Annotated in this window: 12 protein-coding genes, 6 tRNA genes and 1 rRNA gene; 18 read left to right on the top strand and 1 reads right to left on the bottom strand. The window is 31.2% G+C overall.

Annotated elements, in window-relative coordinates; all coding sequences use genetic code 4:
* The first annotated feature begins 39 nt into the window (after positions 1–39).
* From CP520_RS02635 to gatB, 9 genes are all read left to right on the top strand, one after another.
* Positions 40–315, top strand: coding sequence for an HPr family phosphocarrier protein (locus tag CP520_RS02635; protein WP_096862904.1), 276 nt, complete (start codon positions 40–42; stop codon positions 313–315).
* 144 nt (positions 316–459) lie between these two features.
* Positions 460–2,103, top strand: a complete 1,644-nt coding sequence (locus tag CP520_RS02630; protein WP_096862903.1) for a putative PEP-binding protein — start codon at positions 460–462, stop codon at positions 2,101–2,103.
* A gap of 95 nt (positions 2,104–2,198) precedes the next feature.
* On the top strand, positions 2,199–3,218 hold the full coding sequence (locus CP520_RS02625; RefSeq protein WP_096862902.1) for a CPBP family intramembrane glutamic endopeptidase: 1,020 nt from the start codon (positions 2,199–2,201) through the stop codon (positions 3,216–3,218).
* 16 nt (positions 3,219–3,234) lie between these two features.
* Positions 3,235–4,137: a pseudouridine synthase gene (locus tag CP520_RS02620; protein WP_096862901.1), complete on the top strand. Its 903-nt coding sequence runs from the start codon at positions 3,235–3,237 to the stop codon at positions 4,135–4,137.
* 18 nt (positions 4,138–4,155) lie between these two features.
* Positions 4,156–6,258 (top strand): hypothetical protein, encoded by a 2,103-nt coding sequence (locus CP520_RS02615; RefSeq protein WP_096862900.1) that lies wholly within the window; start codon positions 4,156–4,158, stop codon positions 6,256–6,258.
* 77 nt (positions 6,259–6,335) lie between these two features.
* The gene (ligA, locus tag CP520_RS02610) at positions 6,336–8,327 is read left to right on the top strand and encodes an NAD-dependent DNA ligase LigA (protein WP_373423241.1); all 1,992 of its coding nucleotides are present in this window, start codon (positions 6,336–6,338) and stop codon (positions 8,325–8,327) included.
* Between the two features lie 14 nt (positions 8,328–8,341).
* Positions 8,342–8,866 carry a hypothetical protein gene (locus CP520_RS02605; protein WP_096862898.1) on the top strand — a complete coding sequence of 175 codons (525 nt, stop codon included), beginning with the start codon at positions 8,342–8,344 and terminating at the stop codon, positions 8,864–8,866.
* 1 nt (position 8,867) lies between these two features.
* Complete coding sequence (locus CP520_RS02600) at positions 8,868–10,328, top strand: amidase family protein (RefSeq protein WP_096862897.1); 1,461 nt, start codon at positions 8,868–8,870, stop codon at positions 10,326–10,328.
* Positions 10,328–11,761 carry an Asp-tRNA(Asn)/Glu-tRNA(Gln) amidotransferase subunit GatB gene (gatB, locus tag CP520_RS02595; RefSeq protein WP_096862896.1) on the top strand — a complete coding sequence of 478 codons (1,434 nt, stop codon included), beginning with the start codon at positions 10,328–10,330 and terminating at the stop codon, positions 11,759–11,761. The genes CP520_RS02600 and gatB overlap by 1 nt, the downstream gene beginning before the upstream one ends.
* 35 nt (positions 11,762–11,796) lie before the next feature.
* Here the strand turns inward: gatB and CP520_RS02590 are convergent, their stop codons facing one another.
* Complete coding sequence (locus CP520_RS02590) at positions 11,797–12,522, bottom strand: potassium channel family protein (RefSeq protein ID WP_096862895.1); 726 nt, start codon at positions 12,520–12,522, stop codon at positions 11,797–11,799.
* 100 nt (positions 12,523–12,622) lie between these two features.
* Between CP520_RS02590 and CP520_RS02585 the strand changes: the two genes are divergently transcribed.
* The 9 genes from CP520_RS02585 (at position 12,623) to CP520_RS02545 (ending at position 18,153) form a co-directional block, all read left to right on the top strand.
* Positions 12,623–14,443 (top strand): TrkH family potassium uptake protein, encoded by a 1,821-nt coding sequence (locus tag CP520_RS02585; RefSeq protein WP_096862894.1) that lies wholly within the window; start codon positions 12,623–12,625, stop codon positions 14,441–14,443.
* 46 nt (positions 14,444–14,489) lie between these two features.
* Positions 14,490–15,353, top strand: coding sequence for a bifunctional 5,10-methylenetetrahydrofolate dehydrogenase/5,10-methenyltetrahydrofolate cyclohydrolase (locus tag CP520_RS02580; protein ID WP_096862893.1), 864 nt, complete (start codon positions 14,490–14,492; stop codon positions 15,351–15,353).
* 134 nt (positions 15,354–15,487) lie between these two features.
* Positions 15,488–15,563, top strand: a tRNA-Asn gene (locus CP520_RS02575).
* Positions 15,564–15,573: 10 nt separating this feature from the next.
* Positions 15,574–15,649, top strand: a tRNA-Glu gene (locus CP520_RS02570).
* Positions 15,650–15,674: 25 nt separating this feature from the next.
* A tRNA-Val gene (locus CP520_RS02565) sits at positions 15,675–15,750 on the top strand.
* Between the two features lie 12 nt (positions 15,751–15,762).
* A tRNA-Thr gene (locus tag CP520_RS02560) sits at positions 15,763–15,838 on the top strand.
* Between the two features lie 229 nt (positions 15,839–16,067).
* Positions 16,068–16,143: transfer RNA gene (locus CP520_RS02555), tRNA-Lys, on the top strand.
* Positions 16,144–16,146: 3 nt separating this feature from the next.
* A tRNA-Leu gene (locus tag CP520_RS02550) sits at positions 16,147–16,231 on the top strand.
* A 397-nt stretch (positions 16,232–16,628) separates the two neighbouring features.
* Positions 16,629–18,153 (top strand): 16S ribosomal RNA (locus tag CP520_RS02545).
* Positions 18,154–18,167 lie beyond the last annotated feature (14 nt).

The following is an 18,167-nucleotide window of genomic DNA, read 5'->3' as shown; positions in this document are numbered from 1 at the left end:
AAGTAGGAAAAACACTTTAAAGAAATGGAGATTTATAATATGGCACAACAAAAATTTACTGCAACTATTATTGATAAAGTAGGTTTACACGCAAGACCAACTTCACAATTAGCTAAAGAAGCTTCAAAATACAAATCAGACATCAAAATTTTTGCAAATGGAAAACAAGGAAACTTAAAATCAATCATGAACGTAATGGCAATGGCTGTTAAATCAGGTGATGAAGTTACTATTGAAGCTGATGGTCCAGACGCAAACGAAGCTTGCGATGGAATTAAAAAAGTAATGCAAGAATCAGGGTTAATTGCTGCTTAATTTTGATTAGACTTTTTAGTGAATAAAAATAAGATAATCAAATGCTCTCTTGAGGGGAGCATTTTTTATTGGGCTAGTTAAAACGGTGTTTTGGAATGATACAATAGTTTTAAATAGCGACAATTTTAAAAGGAGATATGTTATATGGAAAAAATCCAAGGAAAAACAATCCAAGGTGAAAATAATGTTTATGGGAAACTTTTATTCAGAAAACCAATAATTATTGAAGAAACTGAATCATGTGATAAAACAGAAATTGATAAATTCATTCAAGCAATTGATAATGTAAAAAACACTCTATGAAATCGTATTAATGAAACTGGGAATGGTGAATATCATGACGCATTAATGTTAGTTGAAGATCCTACTTATTCAAACGACATTAAAAAAGCAATTAAGAAAAATAAAATTTCAGCTTCAACTGCAATTCAAAAAACTTCTGAAAAGTTTAGAGGAATGTTTAAAGATGTAAATGATGAAAAAATCAAAAACCAAGCTGAATTAATTTCTTTAATTGAATTACTTTTATATCGTGAACTTGGTTCTGTACCAAAAACTGAAACATTAGAAGGCATTTATTTAATCGATACTTTAGACTTATATACAATTGAAATTTTAAATAGTAGCAACACTTTAGGAATTATTACAAAAGAACATCCAAAAAATAATGATGTTTTATCAGTCTTATTTCAAGATGTAACCATTATTTCTTTAGAAGGCAATGGAAATAAATTTAACCAATTTTTATATGGAGAAAAAGTTGGTTTAAACCCAAAAACTGGCGATATTGTTACTGCAATGAATGAAAAAGATGCCACAAAATTTTTAAGTGATAAATTAAAAGTTTCAGGAAATAATATAAAAACAAAAGAACCTAAATTTATGATGAAAAAAATTAATTTAGATGTTTTTGTTGAAGATGTTACAAAAGCAAAAAAATATCAAAATAACTTAATTGTTGATACAAATGAATTATTCATGACTAAAAGACCTTCAGTAAACGAACAAATTAAAGTTTATGAAAAATTAATTACTGATAATAAAACTCGTGAAATTAGTTTTCGTTTATTAAATGCTACTCAAGATTCAATTCCAATGTGATTAACAAAAGAAGTTAAAATCGATGAATTAGCACATAAAGGAATTAGGGTTTCTTATGTTGATCAATCAATTTTTGAAGATCAAATTAAAGCAATCTTAATTGCTTCAAAACAAAGCTCAAAAATTATTACTATTCTTTTACCTTTCGTTTCATCAAATGAAGAATTCTTTGTTTTAAAAAATAAAGTTGACCAAATGAAAGAAACTATGAAAGAAGAAGGAACTTTAATTAAAGATGTTGAAGTTTCAATTGAACTCGCCATTCCTGCTTTAGCTTATGGAATTAAAACTATTGCAAAAGAAGTTAAAGAAATCGTTTTAAATATTGATGAATTAACTCAATATTTATTAGGAATAAATAAAGATAATCAAGATTTACAACATCTATTTCAACCTTTAAGTCCAGTTGTTTTAAACTTTATTCAAGATGTTTATTTAAAAACTGATGATCAAAATGCAAAATTGATTATTGATGGAAAAGCTTTAGAAAACGATGAAATCTTAATAGTTTTAATGGGATTAGGAATCAATAACTTTGCTATTGATGTAAATAGACTTAATGATGTTAAAAAATTAAGTGATAAATATAACAATATTAAGACTTTTAACTTAGCTCAAAAAGCTTTAAGTTTAGAAACTCAAAACGATGTTTTAGATTTAGTTACTAAATATCTTAATCAAAAATAATAACAAGTTAGAAAAGTGTCTATTTGGTTAGACACTTTTTGTTTTTAAAGTAGAATTAATACTATATGCATAAGAAAAGGAAAAATAGGGAAATAATGGTTGAAACAAAAGAAAAAACTTCTAAATGAGCAAACTTTTGAAATCATTTTCAATTACCAAAAAGAAAAGTAAATGAAGATGATCCGTTCTTTTTTAATCTTTATGATTGAAAAACCGATGGAATGATTTTCTTAACAACTGCATTATTCATTCCTTTTGTTTTTCTATTCATTTTTAGATTTGCTCTTGGAATGAGTACTGATAATCCAGTTATTGATAATAACTATATTCAATTAATTTATTTAGCAATTACTTTAATTTCAGCTGTGGTTGGATTTATGATTTTTTGAAATCGAGATAAAGAACTATTTTTAAAATCTGGTTCATTTATTCTTTATTGCTTTATTTTAATTCCAAATGTTGTTTCATTTGTTGTTGTGATGATTGCATCACTTGCAGGAATGAAAAGTGATTCTGATGTTCTGCCGTTTTTATCAATTTGAACTCAAATTGCATCAGAAATAATTGTGATTATTTTAGCTTTTGTTAAAACATCTGGATTAAAAGAAAGAGTAAAACAAACTTTTAAAGAAAACTGATTAATGCTTTTAATCACAACAGTTATTACTGTAGCTATCTTTTATGCTTTAGTAGCAGTAGCTTATGGAGCAATCTTTAAAAATACACCATTATCATTATCAGAAGCCTCAAATAACCAATCTAGTTTAGAAGATGGATTATCAGAATCACATTCAATGACTTATCGTGTCTTTTATGCGATATCATTATTTGTACTAACAGTTTTAATTGCCCCAATTACAGAAGAACTTGCAAGTAGAAATGCTTGATTTGCTGGAGTTGGAAATAAAACTTTAGGTTTATTTACAACAGCTTTATTTTTCGGGATGCTACATACTCAATCAGGAGATGTAGAACATATTTTAAATTATGTTTTAGCTGGATTTATCCTTAGTAGTGTCTTTTTAAGTGCTAGAGGAAATGTAACTTACAACTGATTAACACATGCGGGCTATAACTTAGTGACAATTATTGTTATTTTTACGCAAAAATTCTAAGGAGAGAAAGAATAATATGAAAACATACATAGTAAAAGACAATGATGCAAATCAATCAGTCTTTAAATTTTTAAAAAAGATGTATTCAACTACACCTTTATCTGTAATCTACAAATGATTCAGAAAAAAAGATATTAAATTAAATGGAAAAAGAATTAGTGATCAAAAGATCGTTTTAAAAGCTGGAGACGAAGTTGTTGTTTATGATAACAACGATCCAGTAATGAGAGATAAATTCGAAAAAGTAAATTACGACTTATTAGATGTAGTTTATGAAGATGAAAACATTTTAGTTGCTAATAAACCAGCAAACATTGAAATGCATTCTGAATTTAATATTAGTTTAGATAACATGGTTAAAAGTTATCTAATTGATAAAAAAGAATATAACCCAGAAGATAGCCAATCTTTTGTGGTTTCACATGTTCACCGTTTAGACAAACTAACTCAAGGGTTAGTTATCTATGCTAAAAACAAACCTAGTTTAGATGAATTACTTGATGCAATTAAAACAAAAATTGATAAAAAATACGTTTTAAGAACTAGAGTAGGGTTCCCAAAAGACTTAGTTGCTAAGGGATTTATCTACTATGATCAAGATGAACAATTATCTATCTATACAAATCATAAGAACGATAGAAGAGCGAAGGAATGTGAAACTGATTTTAAAGTTTTAAGTGAAAACAAAGATTTTTCTTTAGTTGAAGCAACTTTAAAAACTGGAAGAAAACACCAAATTCGTGCCTCTGTTTCATACTTTAATTTCCCAATTATTAATGACTTCCGTTATGGTGGAATGAAAATTAATAACGAAAAAATGATCTTCTTGAAGGCTTATAAAATAATTTTCCACAACCTTAATGCTCCATTACAGTATTTAAATGAGACAATTATAGAAATAAGTAAAGATTTTAAATAGTTTAGAAAGAAGGACACCATGAGTAACAGTAGTCAGGCTCAACATTCTGAAACACCAGAAGTAAAGCAAACTAAAAAGGCGAACCGCCAAAACTTTACTGGTACTCTGATTGGTGTATCTATTTCTTTAATTAATGCCATAATTCAATTCATGATGATTTACTGAGTCTTGAATGCTTATGGAACTGAATTCAATGGGTTCATCCGTGTTTCTGCTGCTTTATCTACTTTAGGTGGATCTACAGAAGGAGCTTTGGGTGTCTCAACAGTTGTTTTAATGATTAAGCCATTACAAAATAATGACTTTATTACTACAAACGAAATATTTTCAACAGCTAAAAAACGTTACCGTGCTGGAATGATTTCCAACACTATTGTTATCGCCTTATTAGCTGTTTTATATCCATTAGAAATTGTTGTTTCACCAACTTTATTAAAAAATGCTGAATCAATTCAATGAGATGTAGCTTTAAAACCTTTTACAGATTCTAATAATGTGCAAACAACATCTGTAGCTCCTTTTTACCAATTAGTTTTAATATTCTTATGTTTTGGAATTAAAAATATTATTACGGCTGGTTGTTTTGGAGCTTATGAAAACGTCATACAAGCAGACCAACAAAATGGGTCTAGACGATTAATTATTCTATTTACAGATTTAGTTATTTATGGAACTTTATTCTATTTATTAAATTTAACTAAAGCTAATGGGGGACCTATAGACCCGCTTTATCCATTCTTAATCTTGATAGCCTATGGTCCTTTACGTGGATTATTAATTATGATTTATGTAAAAAGAAATTATGATTGATTAAAATTCTATCCTGACTTTGACAGCTTCCAATTAAAAAGAACATCTGCAAAAATGTTATCTACAACAATTGGAAGAACTATTCTTTTCAACACTGACATTGTTTTAGTAATGTTAGTACTTGGAGGATATGGGCTACGTACTTCATCTATGCTATCTCTATACTTAATTATTGGAGTTAACACAAGACAAATCATGGCTAACTTCATAACTTCCTTCCGTGAATACTTTGTGTCTATTGTAGCCAAGGAAGGAAGATTATATTGAGAATCATATTCTAAATATGAACTTTATATGTACTCTGTAGCAGGATTTACTTTTATATTAATGTCAATTCTAAGTCCATATATTGTTAATGCACTATATGGTTCAGCAGTGTCTGGAGATTTAATGGCGCTATATCCAGTTGATGGAAATGGTAATGTAATAATGGCTACAAATCAAGGCGCCGGAACTACTGCTTTGAATGGTCAGGCGTTATGAAATGTTTATGATTTCATGTTTAAAAAACCATTATTCTCAATTCTTTATGCTGGTTCAACTTCATTTATCCTTTTAATCCAAGGACAATATACTTTAGTTGAAGCTAAAGAAAGAGTAGATCAAGTTGCTAAGATGACTGATATTATAGCTGGACTTTATTTAGCATTTGCTATAGGCCTATCTCTAATATTCTCAATCCCACAAAAGGGAGATAACTTTATCATTAATACATTAATTGCCTTCTATAGCACTAAACTAAGTTTTATGGCTATATGTTATGGATATCTATGAGCGCAAAACTGAAACCGAGGAACTTATAATTCTGATTTCTCACACGTGCTTGTAAACTTACTAGCTTTAGTAATTCCTGTGGCTATAGGAATTCTAGGCAATTACTTTGCAGTCCAAAAAATTTATCCAATTGATAAAATGGAAAAAATTGGTCCATTGTTTGCGATGATTTTAATTATCTTTGCTATAGACCTTGGTTTAGTTATTGTGACTTCATTAAGTTTAAGACCTAAAGTTGCAGTCTCATTGATATTAATGCTTCCGATTGTAAAACAAATTGTAGCTAAATCTAAATCAGATTCCCGCTATAAGAGATTACGAGATGCAAATATTAATCCAGATGATGTTCCAAAAACTGAAGTTGAATTTAACAACGCAATTTCACCATCACAACAACAAGAATTTAATGTTTCTCAAGTTGAAAGTGTAAGTGAAGTCTTTAAACCAAAGGTTTACAAATTGAAACGTGAACAAGGTTCAAGCGTTACTGAAGTTGACTATCCAGATGAAGAACTAAATGATGAAATTGAAGCTTAATTCCAAAAAGGAGTTAAGCTTCTTTTTTGGTCCTGCAAAAACTTTAAACAAGTATAATTAAAGATACGAGGTGTTAGTTAATGGATAAAAAAATTGTTGATGAATATAATCGTTTAAAAGATGATTTAAACCGTTGAGGAAGAGAATATTACGTAGAAGATCAACCAAGTGTTGATGATAGTGAATATGATAAATCAATGAATCGTTTATTAGAATTAGAACAGGAATATCCTGAACTAATTTCAGAAGATTCTCCTTCACAAAATGTTGGGGGAAGAATTTTAGAAGGTTTTGAAAAATATAATCATAAAAAACCAATGATGTCTCTTGGCGACATCTTCTCTTTTGAAGAATTTATGAAATTTAATTCTCAAGTTGAAAAAGTTACAGGAACTTTTGACAATGAATATTATGCTGAATTAAAAATTGATGGTTTATCGATTGCTTTAATATATGAAGATGGAAAACTTGTAACTGGAGCCACCAGAGGCGATGGTAAAGTTGGAGAAAATGTAACTGAAAACGTCAAAATGATTAAAACAGTTCCTTTAACTATTAAAGAAAAAGGTCATGTTGAAGTTCGTGGAGAAGTTTACATGCCTTTAGAAGAATTTAAAAAAATTAATGATAAACGTTTATTAAATGGTGAAGAGCCATTTGCTAACCCAAGAAACGCAGCAGCAGGAACTCTAAGACAATTAGATTCTAAAATTGTGGCTGAAAGAAAACTAAGTACTTTTATTTATTATTATTTAGGTAATGATAAAAACGTTGATACTCAAGCAAAAGCAATTCAACATTTAACTGATTTAGGATTTAATGTTAATCCTGATGGAAGATTATGTCACTCAATTGATGATATTAAAGATTACATTGCTGAATATAGTGAACAAAGAAGCAAATTGGGCTATGACATTGATGGAATTGTCTTAAAATACAATGACTTTGACATGTATGATAAGATAGGTCATACCGCTAAAGTTCCTAAATGAGCTATAGCTTATAAATTCCCAGCAGAAGTTAAAGAAACTGAACTATTAGATATTTATGGTTCTGTTGGAAGAACTGGAAAAATTACTTATAATGCTAAATTAACAACAGTTAAATTAGCTGGAACAAATGTTAGTGCTGCTACTTTAAATAATGCTGAATTTATTAAAGCATTAGATTTAAGAGTTGGAGCGATGGTGAAAGTTAAAAAAGCTGGAGATATTATTCCAGAAGTTATTTCTGTTATTAAAGATGAAAAATATTATACTTTACCAAAATATGTGCCATTGACAAACTGTCCAGTTTGTCATTCTAAACTAGAAAGAAACACTGGTGAAGTTGATCAATATTGTATTAATATTGATTGTCCTGCTCAGATTAAAAGAAGCATTGAACATTATGCTTCACGTGGTGCTACTAACATTGTTGGTTTAGGTGAAAAAATAGTTGTTGAATTATATGATCATAAGATTCTAAATGATGTTGTTGGTATTTATGATTTAAAAAACAAACAAGAAGAATTATTACAATTAGATAAGTTTGGCCAAAAGAAAATTGACAATCTATTAACATCAATTGAAAATTCTAAGAGAAACTCATTAGAAAAAACTTTATTTGGTTTAGGGATTAGACATATTGGTTCAAAAACTGCCTTAATCCTTGCTAAAAGATTCAAAAACATTGATAATTTAATGAAAACAAGTATTCATGAATTTAATAGTGTTGATGGAATAGGTGAAGTTTTAGCTGAATCATTGTACGATTGATTTAGAGTTGAAAAAAACATTAATGTAATTGAAGGGCTAAAAAGCCATAATGTAAACTTCGAATATATTGGTGAAACTGAAATTCAAAACGAAAATTTTGATAACAAAACCTTTGTTATCACAGGAACTCTTTCAAGACCTAGAAGTTATTATGAAGAAATCATTGAACAAAGAAATGGACATGTTAGTTCAAGTGTTTCTAAAAATACAGACTATATTTTAGCTGGGGAAAAAGCTGGAAGTAAGTTAGAAAAAGGTCAAAAACTAGGAGTAAAAATCCTATCAGAACAAGAGTTTGATAATTTAATTTAAGGGAGAAAACAAAGATGACAAATATTCAAGATATTTTAAAATCAAATAAATGAGATGTTATCACCGTATCTTTAAAAGACGGTAATGAAGTTATCCATCAATCATTTACAACTGAATATGCTTTTGAGCAATTCGTTAAAAATAACTTAAGTAAATATGAAGTAAGCAAAGAAGAACATTCTTTAATTTTTAATAAAAAAACTGGGAAAACCACTTTAAACTTTGATTTTGTATTTGATTCAAAGAAAAAAATGCTAAGTGACGAATATATTCAAAAACTAGCAGACGACATCATGATTAATTTAAGCCAAGGTGATATCGATGATATTCAACAAACAGAACAATCAATCAGAGAAAAATTCTTAAAAGTATTAACTATTAATACTGATGGAGTTGAAGCTAAATATTATCCATTTGATATGGCTCACACTTACTTAAGAGAAGATGATGATTTCCACACTTTAGATCATGACAAAGTATTAGAAAATGCACCAACTATTGATGGTGACTATGTAACAATCGTTAAGGTGGTGAAATAAGATGAGCATCAAAAATAAAACAATTTTAGAATTACATGATGAGTTAGTAAATCATAAAACTACAGCTAAAAAATTAGTTGAAGAATTATTAGTAGAAATTGAATTAACAAAGCACGACCATGTTTTAATTTCACATGATAAAAAAGACATGCTATACCAAGCAGAATTAATTGATGCTAAAGGAATTAATCCAGAAGATTTATTAATGGGAATTCCTTACTTTGCAAAAGATAACTTTGCTACAAAAAACTTACAAACTACAGCTGGTTCAAAAATATTAGAAGGATTTGTTCCTTTATATAATGCTAATGTAATTGATTTATTAGATGAAAGCGGAGCTATCATGAGTGGTAAATCAAATATGGATGAGCTTGGAATGGGTGGAACTGGATTAAGTTCTGGCTATGGGTTATTACATAACCCACTTGATCATGAACGTTTAGTTGGAGGTTCAAGTTCTGGCAGTGCTTTTGCTGTAGCCAAAGGAATGGTTCCTTTTGCACTTGGTACAGATACTGGAGATTCAATTAGAAAACCAGCATCATTTGTTGGGATTGTAGGATATAAACCTACCTATGGAGCAATTTCTCGCTATGGAATGTTCCCATATTCACCAAGTTTAGATCATGGTGGAGTTTTAACAAGAACAGTTGATGATGCTGCAATTGTAGCTGATGCTTTAATTAAAAAAGATTTCAGAGACTTCACATCAGTTGAAATCGCTGAAAAAGATTTCTATAAAAATATTAATAACTTTGATAAGAACCAAACTTTTGGATATATCAAAGATGTTCATGACCATCTACCAAAAGAATTACGTGAAAAATATAATGAACTTTACAAAATGATGGAAAAAGATGGGGTTAAAGTCGTTCCAATTGAATTTAGAAGTGACTTATTAAACGCACTTTCATCAGTTTATATGATGATTTCTTTCTCAGAAGCTGTTTCATCAAATGCTAATTTAACTGGTGTTGATTTTGGTGACAGAGTTGATGGAGAAACTTGAGAAGATATTATGAAAGATACTAGAACCAATAAATTTGGTCCAGTTGTAAAAAGACGTTTCATTATTGGTTCTTTAAACTTACAAAAAGAAAACCAAAACATCTACTTACATAAAGCTAAAAAAGTTCGTCGTTTAATTTGTGATGAATTAGAAAAAGCTTACAAACAAGTTGATTTCTTAATCACACCACCATCACAAACAATTGCACCTTTAATTGTTGAATCAGAAGAAATTGATCAAAACAAAAATAAAGAAACTGAATACATTGACGATATCTTAACTTTAGGAAACTTTTCTGGAATGCCATCAATTACAATTCCGTTTGTAACTGCTGAAAAAATGCCAGTTGGTTTAAACTTAAATGCAAAACCATTTGCTGATTTAAAAGTTTTACAAGGGGCTAAATATCTTGAAAACTTAATGGACGGAATGGAAAGAGAGATTTTTAAATAATGAATAACTTTGAAGTAATTATTGGAATTGAAAACCACGTTGAATTAAAAACAAAATCAAAAATGTTTGCACCAGCTCCAGTTAGTTTCGGACAAACTCCAAACACAATGGTTAGTGAAACTGATTTAGGTTATCCTGGAGCTTTACCACAAGTTAACAAAGAAGGAGTGCGTTTAGCAATCCTTGCAGTTAATGCTTTAAATATGAAGATTGATACTTTATTAAGATTTGATCGTAAAAATTATTTTTATCCAGATTTAGCAAAAGGATATCAAATCACCCAACAATTTTTCCCAATCGGAAGTGAAGGAACTTTAGAAATCCAACTTGATGATGGAACTAAAAAAATTGTTGAAATTGAGAGATTACATATTGAAGAAGATACTGCTCAACAAAAACATGGTGATGTAACTACATCAATTGACTACAACCGTAGTGGAATTGGATTAGTAGAAATTGTTACTAAACCAGTTTTAAGAAGTGCTGAAGAAGCTGTTAAATACGTTGAAAAATTACGTGAAACATTATTATTCTTAGGAGTTAGTGACGTTAAAATGAACGAAGGTTCATTACGTTGTGATGTTAACGTTTCTCTTCGTCCTTATGGAACACAAAAATTCTCAAACAAAGTTGAAGTTAAAAACTTAAACTCATTAGCTAACGTGAGAAAAGCTGTTGAGTTTGAAATCAAACGTCAAGAAGCTTTAATGGTTCAAGGAAAAGAAGTTGAACAAGAAACTAGAAGATTTGATGAAACAAAACAAGAAACAGTTTCTATGCGTTCAAAATCTGATGCTTTAGATTATCGTTATTTCACAGACCCAAATATCGCACCAATTCAACTTGATGAAAAATGAGTTTATGAAGTAATTGCGAATTCTCCTGAATTAGCTGACAAAAAACGTGTTAGATATGCTGAACTTGGTTTAGCAAAAGATATTATTAATGTTCTTCTTTCATCATTAGATTTAACTAACTTCTTTGAACAAACTATTAAGTTAACAAAAGATGCAGTTAAAGTTGCTAACTATTTAACTGATGAAGTAATGTCAGAATTAAATAAAGAAAATAAAACAATTAATCAAATTGCATTAACACCAGCAAACCTTGCACAAATGGTTAACTTAATTGATGATGGAACTATTTCAACTAAACACGCCAAAACTGTTTTACCAATTATTATGGAATCTGATAAAGAAACACCAAAAGAAATTGTGGAACGTTTAAACTTAAAATTAATTAACGATCCTAAAAAAATTGATGAATTATTAACACCAATTTTTGAAAAGAATGAAAAATTAATTGAACAATATGATGAGCGTCCAGAACGAGTTACAAAAGCTTTAATGGGACAATTAATGAAAGATACTCAAGGAAACGTCAATCCAGACTTAGCAATGAGTATTATTGTTAAAAAAATTAAAACCAAATAATAAAAAATGAACTCTTATATTTTAAGAGTTCATTTTTAGTTTTGACTTGGTTGTGGTTCTTCGATGTGGTCTTTTTCTGGTCCTTGAAGTTTATTAACAATTTCGTTAATAACATTTGAAGCTGCAAATAGAGTTACAACATCGCCTTCTTTAAGGATTGTGTTTTCATCTGGTAAGAAAACTTTTCCAGCACGTCTGATTTGAATAATATTAAAGTCTTTATTATTAATTAAATTTAATTCATCTAAAGTTTTATTAAAGACATCTGGATTTTTAACTGTGACAACTGTTGAGAAGTAATCATCTGATGATGATTGAATATCAATATTAACATCAATATCATAAACTAAACGACTACCAACAGTGTTTCCAGCAATTTCATCTGGAGTACTGATTTGATTATCAGCTAAACCAATTGCTTTTAAGATTCTTCGATGTTTTTCATCTCTAGCTCTTGCTATGATGTTGTCACATCCTAAATCTAATAAGTTTAAAACAGCAATTAATGAAGTTTCCATACTACTTCCAAACCCGACAACAATCCCATCAAAAGTTTTAATGGCATTTTTTTCTAAAGCAGATTTGTTAGTCGCATCTAAAATAATCTTATCGACATTATCATAATCTGATAATGTTAAGTCTAATTGTTCTGGATTGTTATCAAAAACAGTTACTTTTTGACGCTTATCAACCAAAGTTTTAATAACCGCTAAGCTAAAGTTACTAGCTCCTAAAACGGCAAAATTTTTTCTTTTAGGCATTTTTAAAACCTCGACATTCTACCTATGATTATACATATATAACTTTTACTATTGTATAATCATAAAAATGTCTTTCATGATTTTCTAAGGAGGGTTTTTCTTGTCAGAAAACAATAATCATCACGATGAAGAAAGTTTTAGCGAACTAGAATCTGAAGAAATAACCAAAGCAACTGAAAGCGAAAATGCGAAGTTAAGCAAAGAATCAACTTTAAAAAAAGACTTTGATTCACTTGATCATTCAGTTAATAATAATGAACCAAAGGTTTCTCTTTTTGATAAAATGAGAAACCATTTTAGTGCGAAAAAAACTAAAAAACAAACTAAAAAGAACTTAGAAAAACAAACTAAAAAAACTAGTGCTTTAAATAAATTAAAGAACTGATGACCACTTTCAAAAGTGAGTGGGAGAATCTTTTTAATTTATATTTGTGTGATTATTGCTGGGATGATTTTATTAGCAATTCCAGGTGTTGTTATTAAAGAAGGAATTAAATGAGATTTCTTAACTTCTTTATTTACAACTTCATCAGCCTTTTCAGATACTGGAATTGATACAGTTAATCCAAGTGCTGATTATTCATTTTGAGGTCAACTAATTATTCTTTTCTTAATTGAAATGGGTGGAGTTGGAATTTTAACTTTTAAAGTTGTTTTATATCTAGCTTTAAATAAAAGAATTTCAGTCAGTGATGCACAATTAGCTCAATCTGAACGCGGAAGTTCAGATTTATATTCAGCTGTTGGAATGATTCGTGATGGGTTTGTTTGATTAACTTCAGTTCAAATCCTTGCAATGGCAATTTTATTCTTTGCGTTTTACTTTACAGATCCAGCGCAAACTTCTGATTATGTTTTAAATGGAAAAAAAGAAAATCTTGAAGCAATTAGTTCATATCATAGTTTTCCAAAAGCCTTATGATTTGCAGTTTTTCACTCAACTAGTGCAATTAACAACGCTGGATTTGATATTGTTTCTCCAAACAGTCTACAACCTTACAATACATCTGGAAATGTTAGTTATTTAATTCAAATTACTTTCCTAGTTGAGTGAGTAGTTGGGGGATTAGGATATCCAACTTATCACGACTTAAAGAAAAAGATTAAAGCCAAAAGAAAAGGTGAGTTTGTTCCATTTTCTTTATTTACTAAATTAAACTTCATTGTTTATGGAACTTTATTTATTGCAGGACCATTAGCAGTTTTTGGAATTGAATTTGCTGATCGTGATGGGTCATTAATCTTTAATAACTACACAGCAACTACTAATGAAGTTGGGGTAGTTGATCCAACCAGTATTAAAATGACTGGTGAAAAACCAGTTGGTGAAGCTATTATGAACATTATCTTTAATACTACTTCAACTCGTAATGCTGGTTTTTCAACCATTAATATTAATGACTTTAACGCTGGTTCAAAAACAGTTATGGGAATCTTAATGTTTATTGGTTCAGCTCCATCATCAACTGCTGGAGGGATTAGAACAACAACTTTAGCTGTGATTATTTTAGCCATTAATGCGATTGTTCACGGAAGAAGCAAAACAACAGCCTTTAAAAAGACTATTCCAGATAAAACTGTTAAAAGAGCATTTGGAGTGTTCTTCCTATCAGCATTAATTGTCGCAATTGCAATTATTATTTGTTATGCAGATTCTCATAAAGTATTATCAATTTCTTATAATGGGGATGCTGCAATTGTTGAATTATTCATGTTAGTAACTTCAGCTTATGGGACTGTTGGATTAAATCCATTTACTGCCTCACAAACTTTTGAATTCGGAGTTTTAACTAAACTTGTTATAATTGTTATGATGTTCATCGGACAATTTGGAATTTCAAATACTTTACTAGTCTTTAATAAAAACACTAGTGCTGAAGAACAATACGGATATTTAGAAGAAGAAGTTGTCATTGGATAATTTCTTTAATATATAAAGAAAAAATAATAAAAAGAAGGTGATTTTAATGACTTTAATGGATGGTAAAAAACTAAGTGATTTGAAAAAAAGTCAGATAAAATCACAAGTTGAAGAGTTAATGAAGGATAAAAACGCGAGAAGACCAAAACTTAGTGTGGTTTTGGTTGGAAATGATCCTAGTAGTGAACTTTATGTGAGAAACAAGAAAAAAGCTTGTGAAATGGTTGGAATTATTGGTGAAACCATTAATTTAAGTGCAACTTGTTCTGCAAAGGAATTAACAAAAGTTTTAACTGATTTAAATAATGATAGTGAAGTTGATGGAATTTTATTACAACTTCCATTACCTAGCCATTTAAATGAAGAAGATTTTATTCAAATGATTTCACCAGACAAAGATGTTGATGGTTTTCATTATATTAACCAAGGAAAATTATTACAAAACTTACCAACAATTTATTCATGCACTCCTTTAGGAGTTGTTGAATTATTAGATTATTACAAAATTGATGTTGTTGGTAAAAATGTTTGTATGGTTGGAACTTCAAATATTGTCGGAAAACCATTAGGTTTAATGCTTTTAAATCGTCATGCAAGTGTTGATTTTTGTAATCGTGAAACTAAAAACTTAAAAGAACATACTATTAAAGCTGATATTTTAATCTCAGCTACAGGAAGAAAATGACTAATTACAGAAGATATGGTTAAAAATGGAGCTGTTGTAATTGATATTGGAACCATCAAAGATCCAATCACTCATAAACTATATGGTGATGTTGATTTTGAAAATGTGAAGAAAAAAGCAAGTTTTATTACTCCAGTTCCAGGTGGAGTTGGTCCAATGACCATTGCTTGTTTGTTAGAAAACACCCTAAAACTATATTTAAATCACAAAAATAATTGCAAATAATGGCTATTTTTAGCGGTTTTTGAAAAAAGTTTAAATTTTTTTGAAAAAAGTTTTAAAAAATATAGACAAGTAATAATCCATTGGTTATAATTCTAATTGTCTTGATAAGGAAATAGCAATATTTAACAATTATTGGCTTTTTAGCTCAGTTGGTAGAGCAATCGGCTGTTAACCGATTTGTCACAGGTTCGAGTCCTGTAAAAGCCGCCATTTTTAAAATGGCCTGTTGGTGAAGCGGTTAACACACACGGTTTTCATCCGTGGACACACGGGTTCGAACCCCGTACAGGCTACCATTATTATATTATTATTTTCATTTTTGGAGTATTAGCTCAGTTGGGAGAGCTCCTGCCTTACAAGCAGGCGGTCGGCGGTTCGAGCCCGTCATACTCCACCATTATTATTTATCGCTGTCTTAGCTCAGCAGGCAGAGCAACTGACTTGTAATCAGTAGGTCGAAGGTTCGATTCCTTTAGACAGCACCATTAAGAAATAAACAGATCAAGAACTCATACCGCTATATTAGGTATGATTTTATTTTTTTAAGAGTCGCTTATCGATTAATTTGATAAGTTCTTACAACCTTTAATAGATAAGAGTTACAACTTAAAAAATTTTTTCAAAAAGTTTTGAAAAAGACTTGAAGGTAGAAAATTACTTATGTTATTATAGGAATGCTTATTTTTGAAATAAACTAACACATATTTACAACTTGACTCGCTAGCTCAGCAGGTAGAGCAACTGGCTTTTAACCAGTGGGTCCGGGGTTCGAATCCCCGGCGAGTCACCATTCGCGGGATTGGCGGAATTGGCAGACGCACTAGACTTAGGATCTAGCGTCTTTGTACGTGGGGGTTCGAGTCCCCCATCCCGCACCATTTATGTAAATGAAGCTAGCAAATTTATGATTAAAATTGCTAGTTTTTATTTTCTAAATCGCCAAAGGAAAAAGATTTCAAAAAAGTTAAAAAAAGCTATTGCTTTGTGAAAATGACTAGTGTAACATTAGTTTTGTATTCGCGATTTAACTTAAGGGAAATCAAGAAAAACACTTGTATTATTAAAAATATTTTGATAGTATTAAGTTCTGTTGTTTGAGAAATAACAAGAGAGAAATGATCTTTGAAAACTAAATAGAACAACCAATTACTTGTTAAATGAATCGTTGAAATAGACGATTCGAAGTTATTGTAAAATAACTCGTACAATTAAATTGAGATAAAAAAGAATAGTCAGAATCAAATCATTTTTATTAGTTTTTAACAAACTAATGTTTCAAATGAGAGTTTGATCCTGGCTCAGGATAAACGCTGGCGGCATGCCTAATACATGCAAGTCGAACGGGAGTGCTTGCACTCCAGTGGCGAACGGGTGAGTAACACGTATCTAATCTACCTTTTAATGGGGGATAACCTTTGGAAACGAAGGATAATACCGCATAAGATCTTCATTATCGCATGAGAAGAAGAGGAAAGAACCGTTTGGTTCGTTAAAAGATGAGGATGCGGCGTATTAGTTAGTAGGCGGGGTAATGGCCCACCTAGACAATGATACGTAGCCGAACTGAGAGGTTGAACGGCCACATTGGGACTGAGATACGGCCCAGACTCCTACGGGAGGCAGCAGTAGGGAATTTTTCACAATGGACGAAAGTCTGATGAAGCAATGCCGCGTGAGTGATGAAGGTCTTCGGATTGTAAAGCTCTGTTGTAAAGGAAGAATAGACAGAAGAGGAAATGCTTTTGTTTTGACGGTACTTTACCAGAAAGTCACGGCTAACTATGTGCCAGCAGCCGCGGTAATACATAGGTGACAAGCGTTATCCGGATTTATTGGGCGTACAGGGTGCGTAGGCGGTTGTGTAAGTTTGAGGTTAAAGACCGGAGCTCAACTCCGGTTTGCCTTGAAAACTATGCAACTAGAATGTAACAGAGGTGAGTGGAATTCCATGTGTAGCGGTGAAATGCGTAGATATATGGAAGAACACCAGTGGCGAAAGCGGCTCACCAGGTTATTATTGACGCTGAGGCACGAAAGCGTGGGGAGCAAATAGGATTAGATACCCTAGTAGTCCACGCCGTAAACGTTGAGTACTAAGTGTCGGACTTAAGTTCGGTGCTGCAGCTAACGCATTAAGTACTCCGCCTGAGTAGTATGCACGCAAGTGTGAAACTCAAAGGAATTGACGGGGACCCGCACAAGTGGTGGAGCATGTGGTTTAATTCGAAGCAACACGAAGAACCTTACCAGGGCTTGACATCCAGTGCAATGGCATAGAGATATGCCGGAGGCTAACATTGAGACAGGTGGTGCATGGTTGTCGTCAGTTCGTGCCGTGAGGTGTTGGGTTAAGTCCCGCAACGAACGCAACCCTTGTCATTAGTTACTAACATTAAGTTGAGGACTCTAATGAGACTGCTAGTGTAAGCTAGAGGAAGGTGGGGATGACGTCAAATCATCATGCCCCTTATGTCCTGGGCTACACACGTGCTACAATGGCCGATACAAAGAGCTGCAATCCCGTGAGGAGGAGCAAATCTCATAAAGTCGGTCTCAGTTCGGATTGAAGGCTGCAACTCGCCTTCATGAAGCCGGAATCACTAGTAATCGCGGATCAGCTATGCCGCGGTGAATACGTTCTCGGGTCTTGTACACACCGCCCGTCACACCACGAGAGTTGGTAATACCAGAAGTAGGTTGCCTAACCATTTGGAGGGCGCCTACCAAGGTAGGACTGGCGATTGGGGTGAAGTCGTAACAAGGTATCCGTACGGGAACGTGCGGATGGATCACCTCCTTTCTATGGAGATTAAT

The organism is Mesoplasma lactucae ATCC 49193 (assembly GCF_002441935.1).
Taxonomy (GTDB): domain Bacteria; phylum Bacillota_I; class Bacilli_A; order Mycoplasmatales; family Mycoplasmataceae; genus Edwardiiplasma; species Edwardiiplasma lactucae.
The sequence above is the reverse complement of the archived record's forward strand: the minus strand, read 5'-3'. Positions and strand labels throughout refer to the sequence as shown.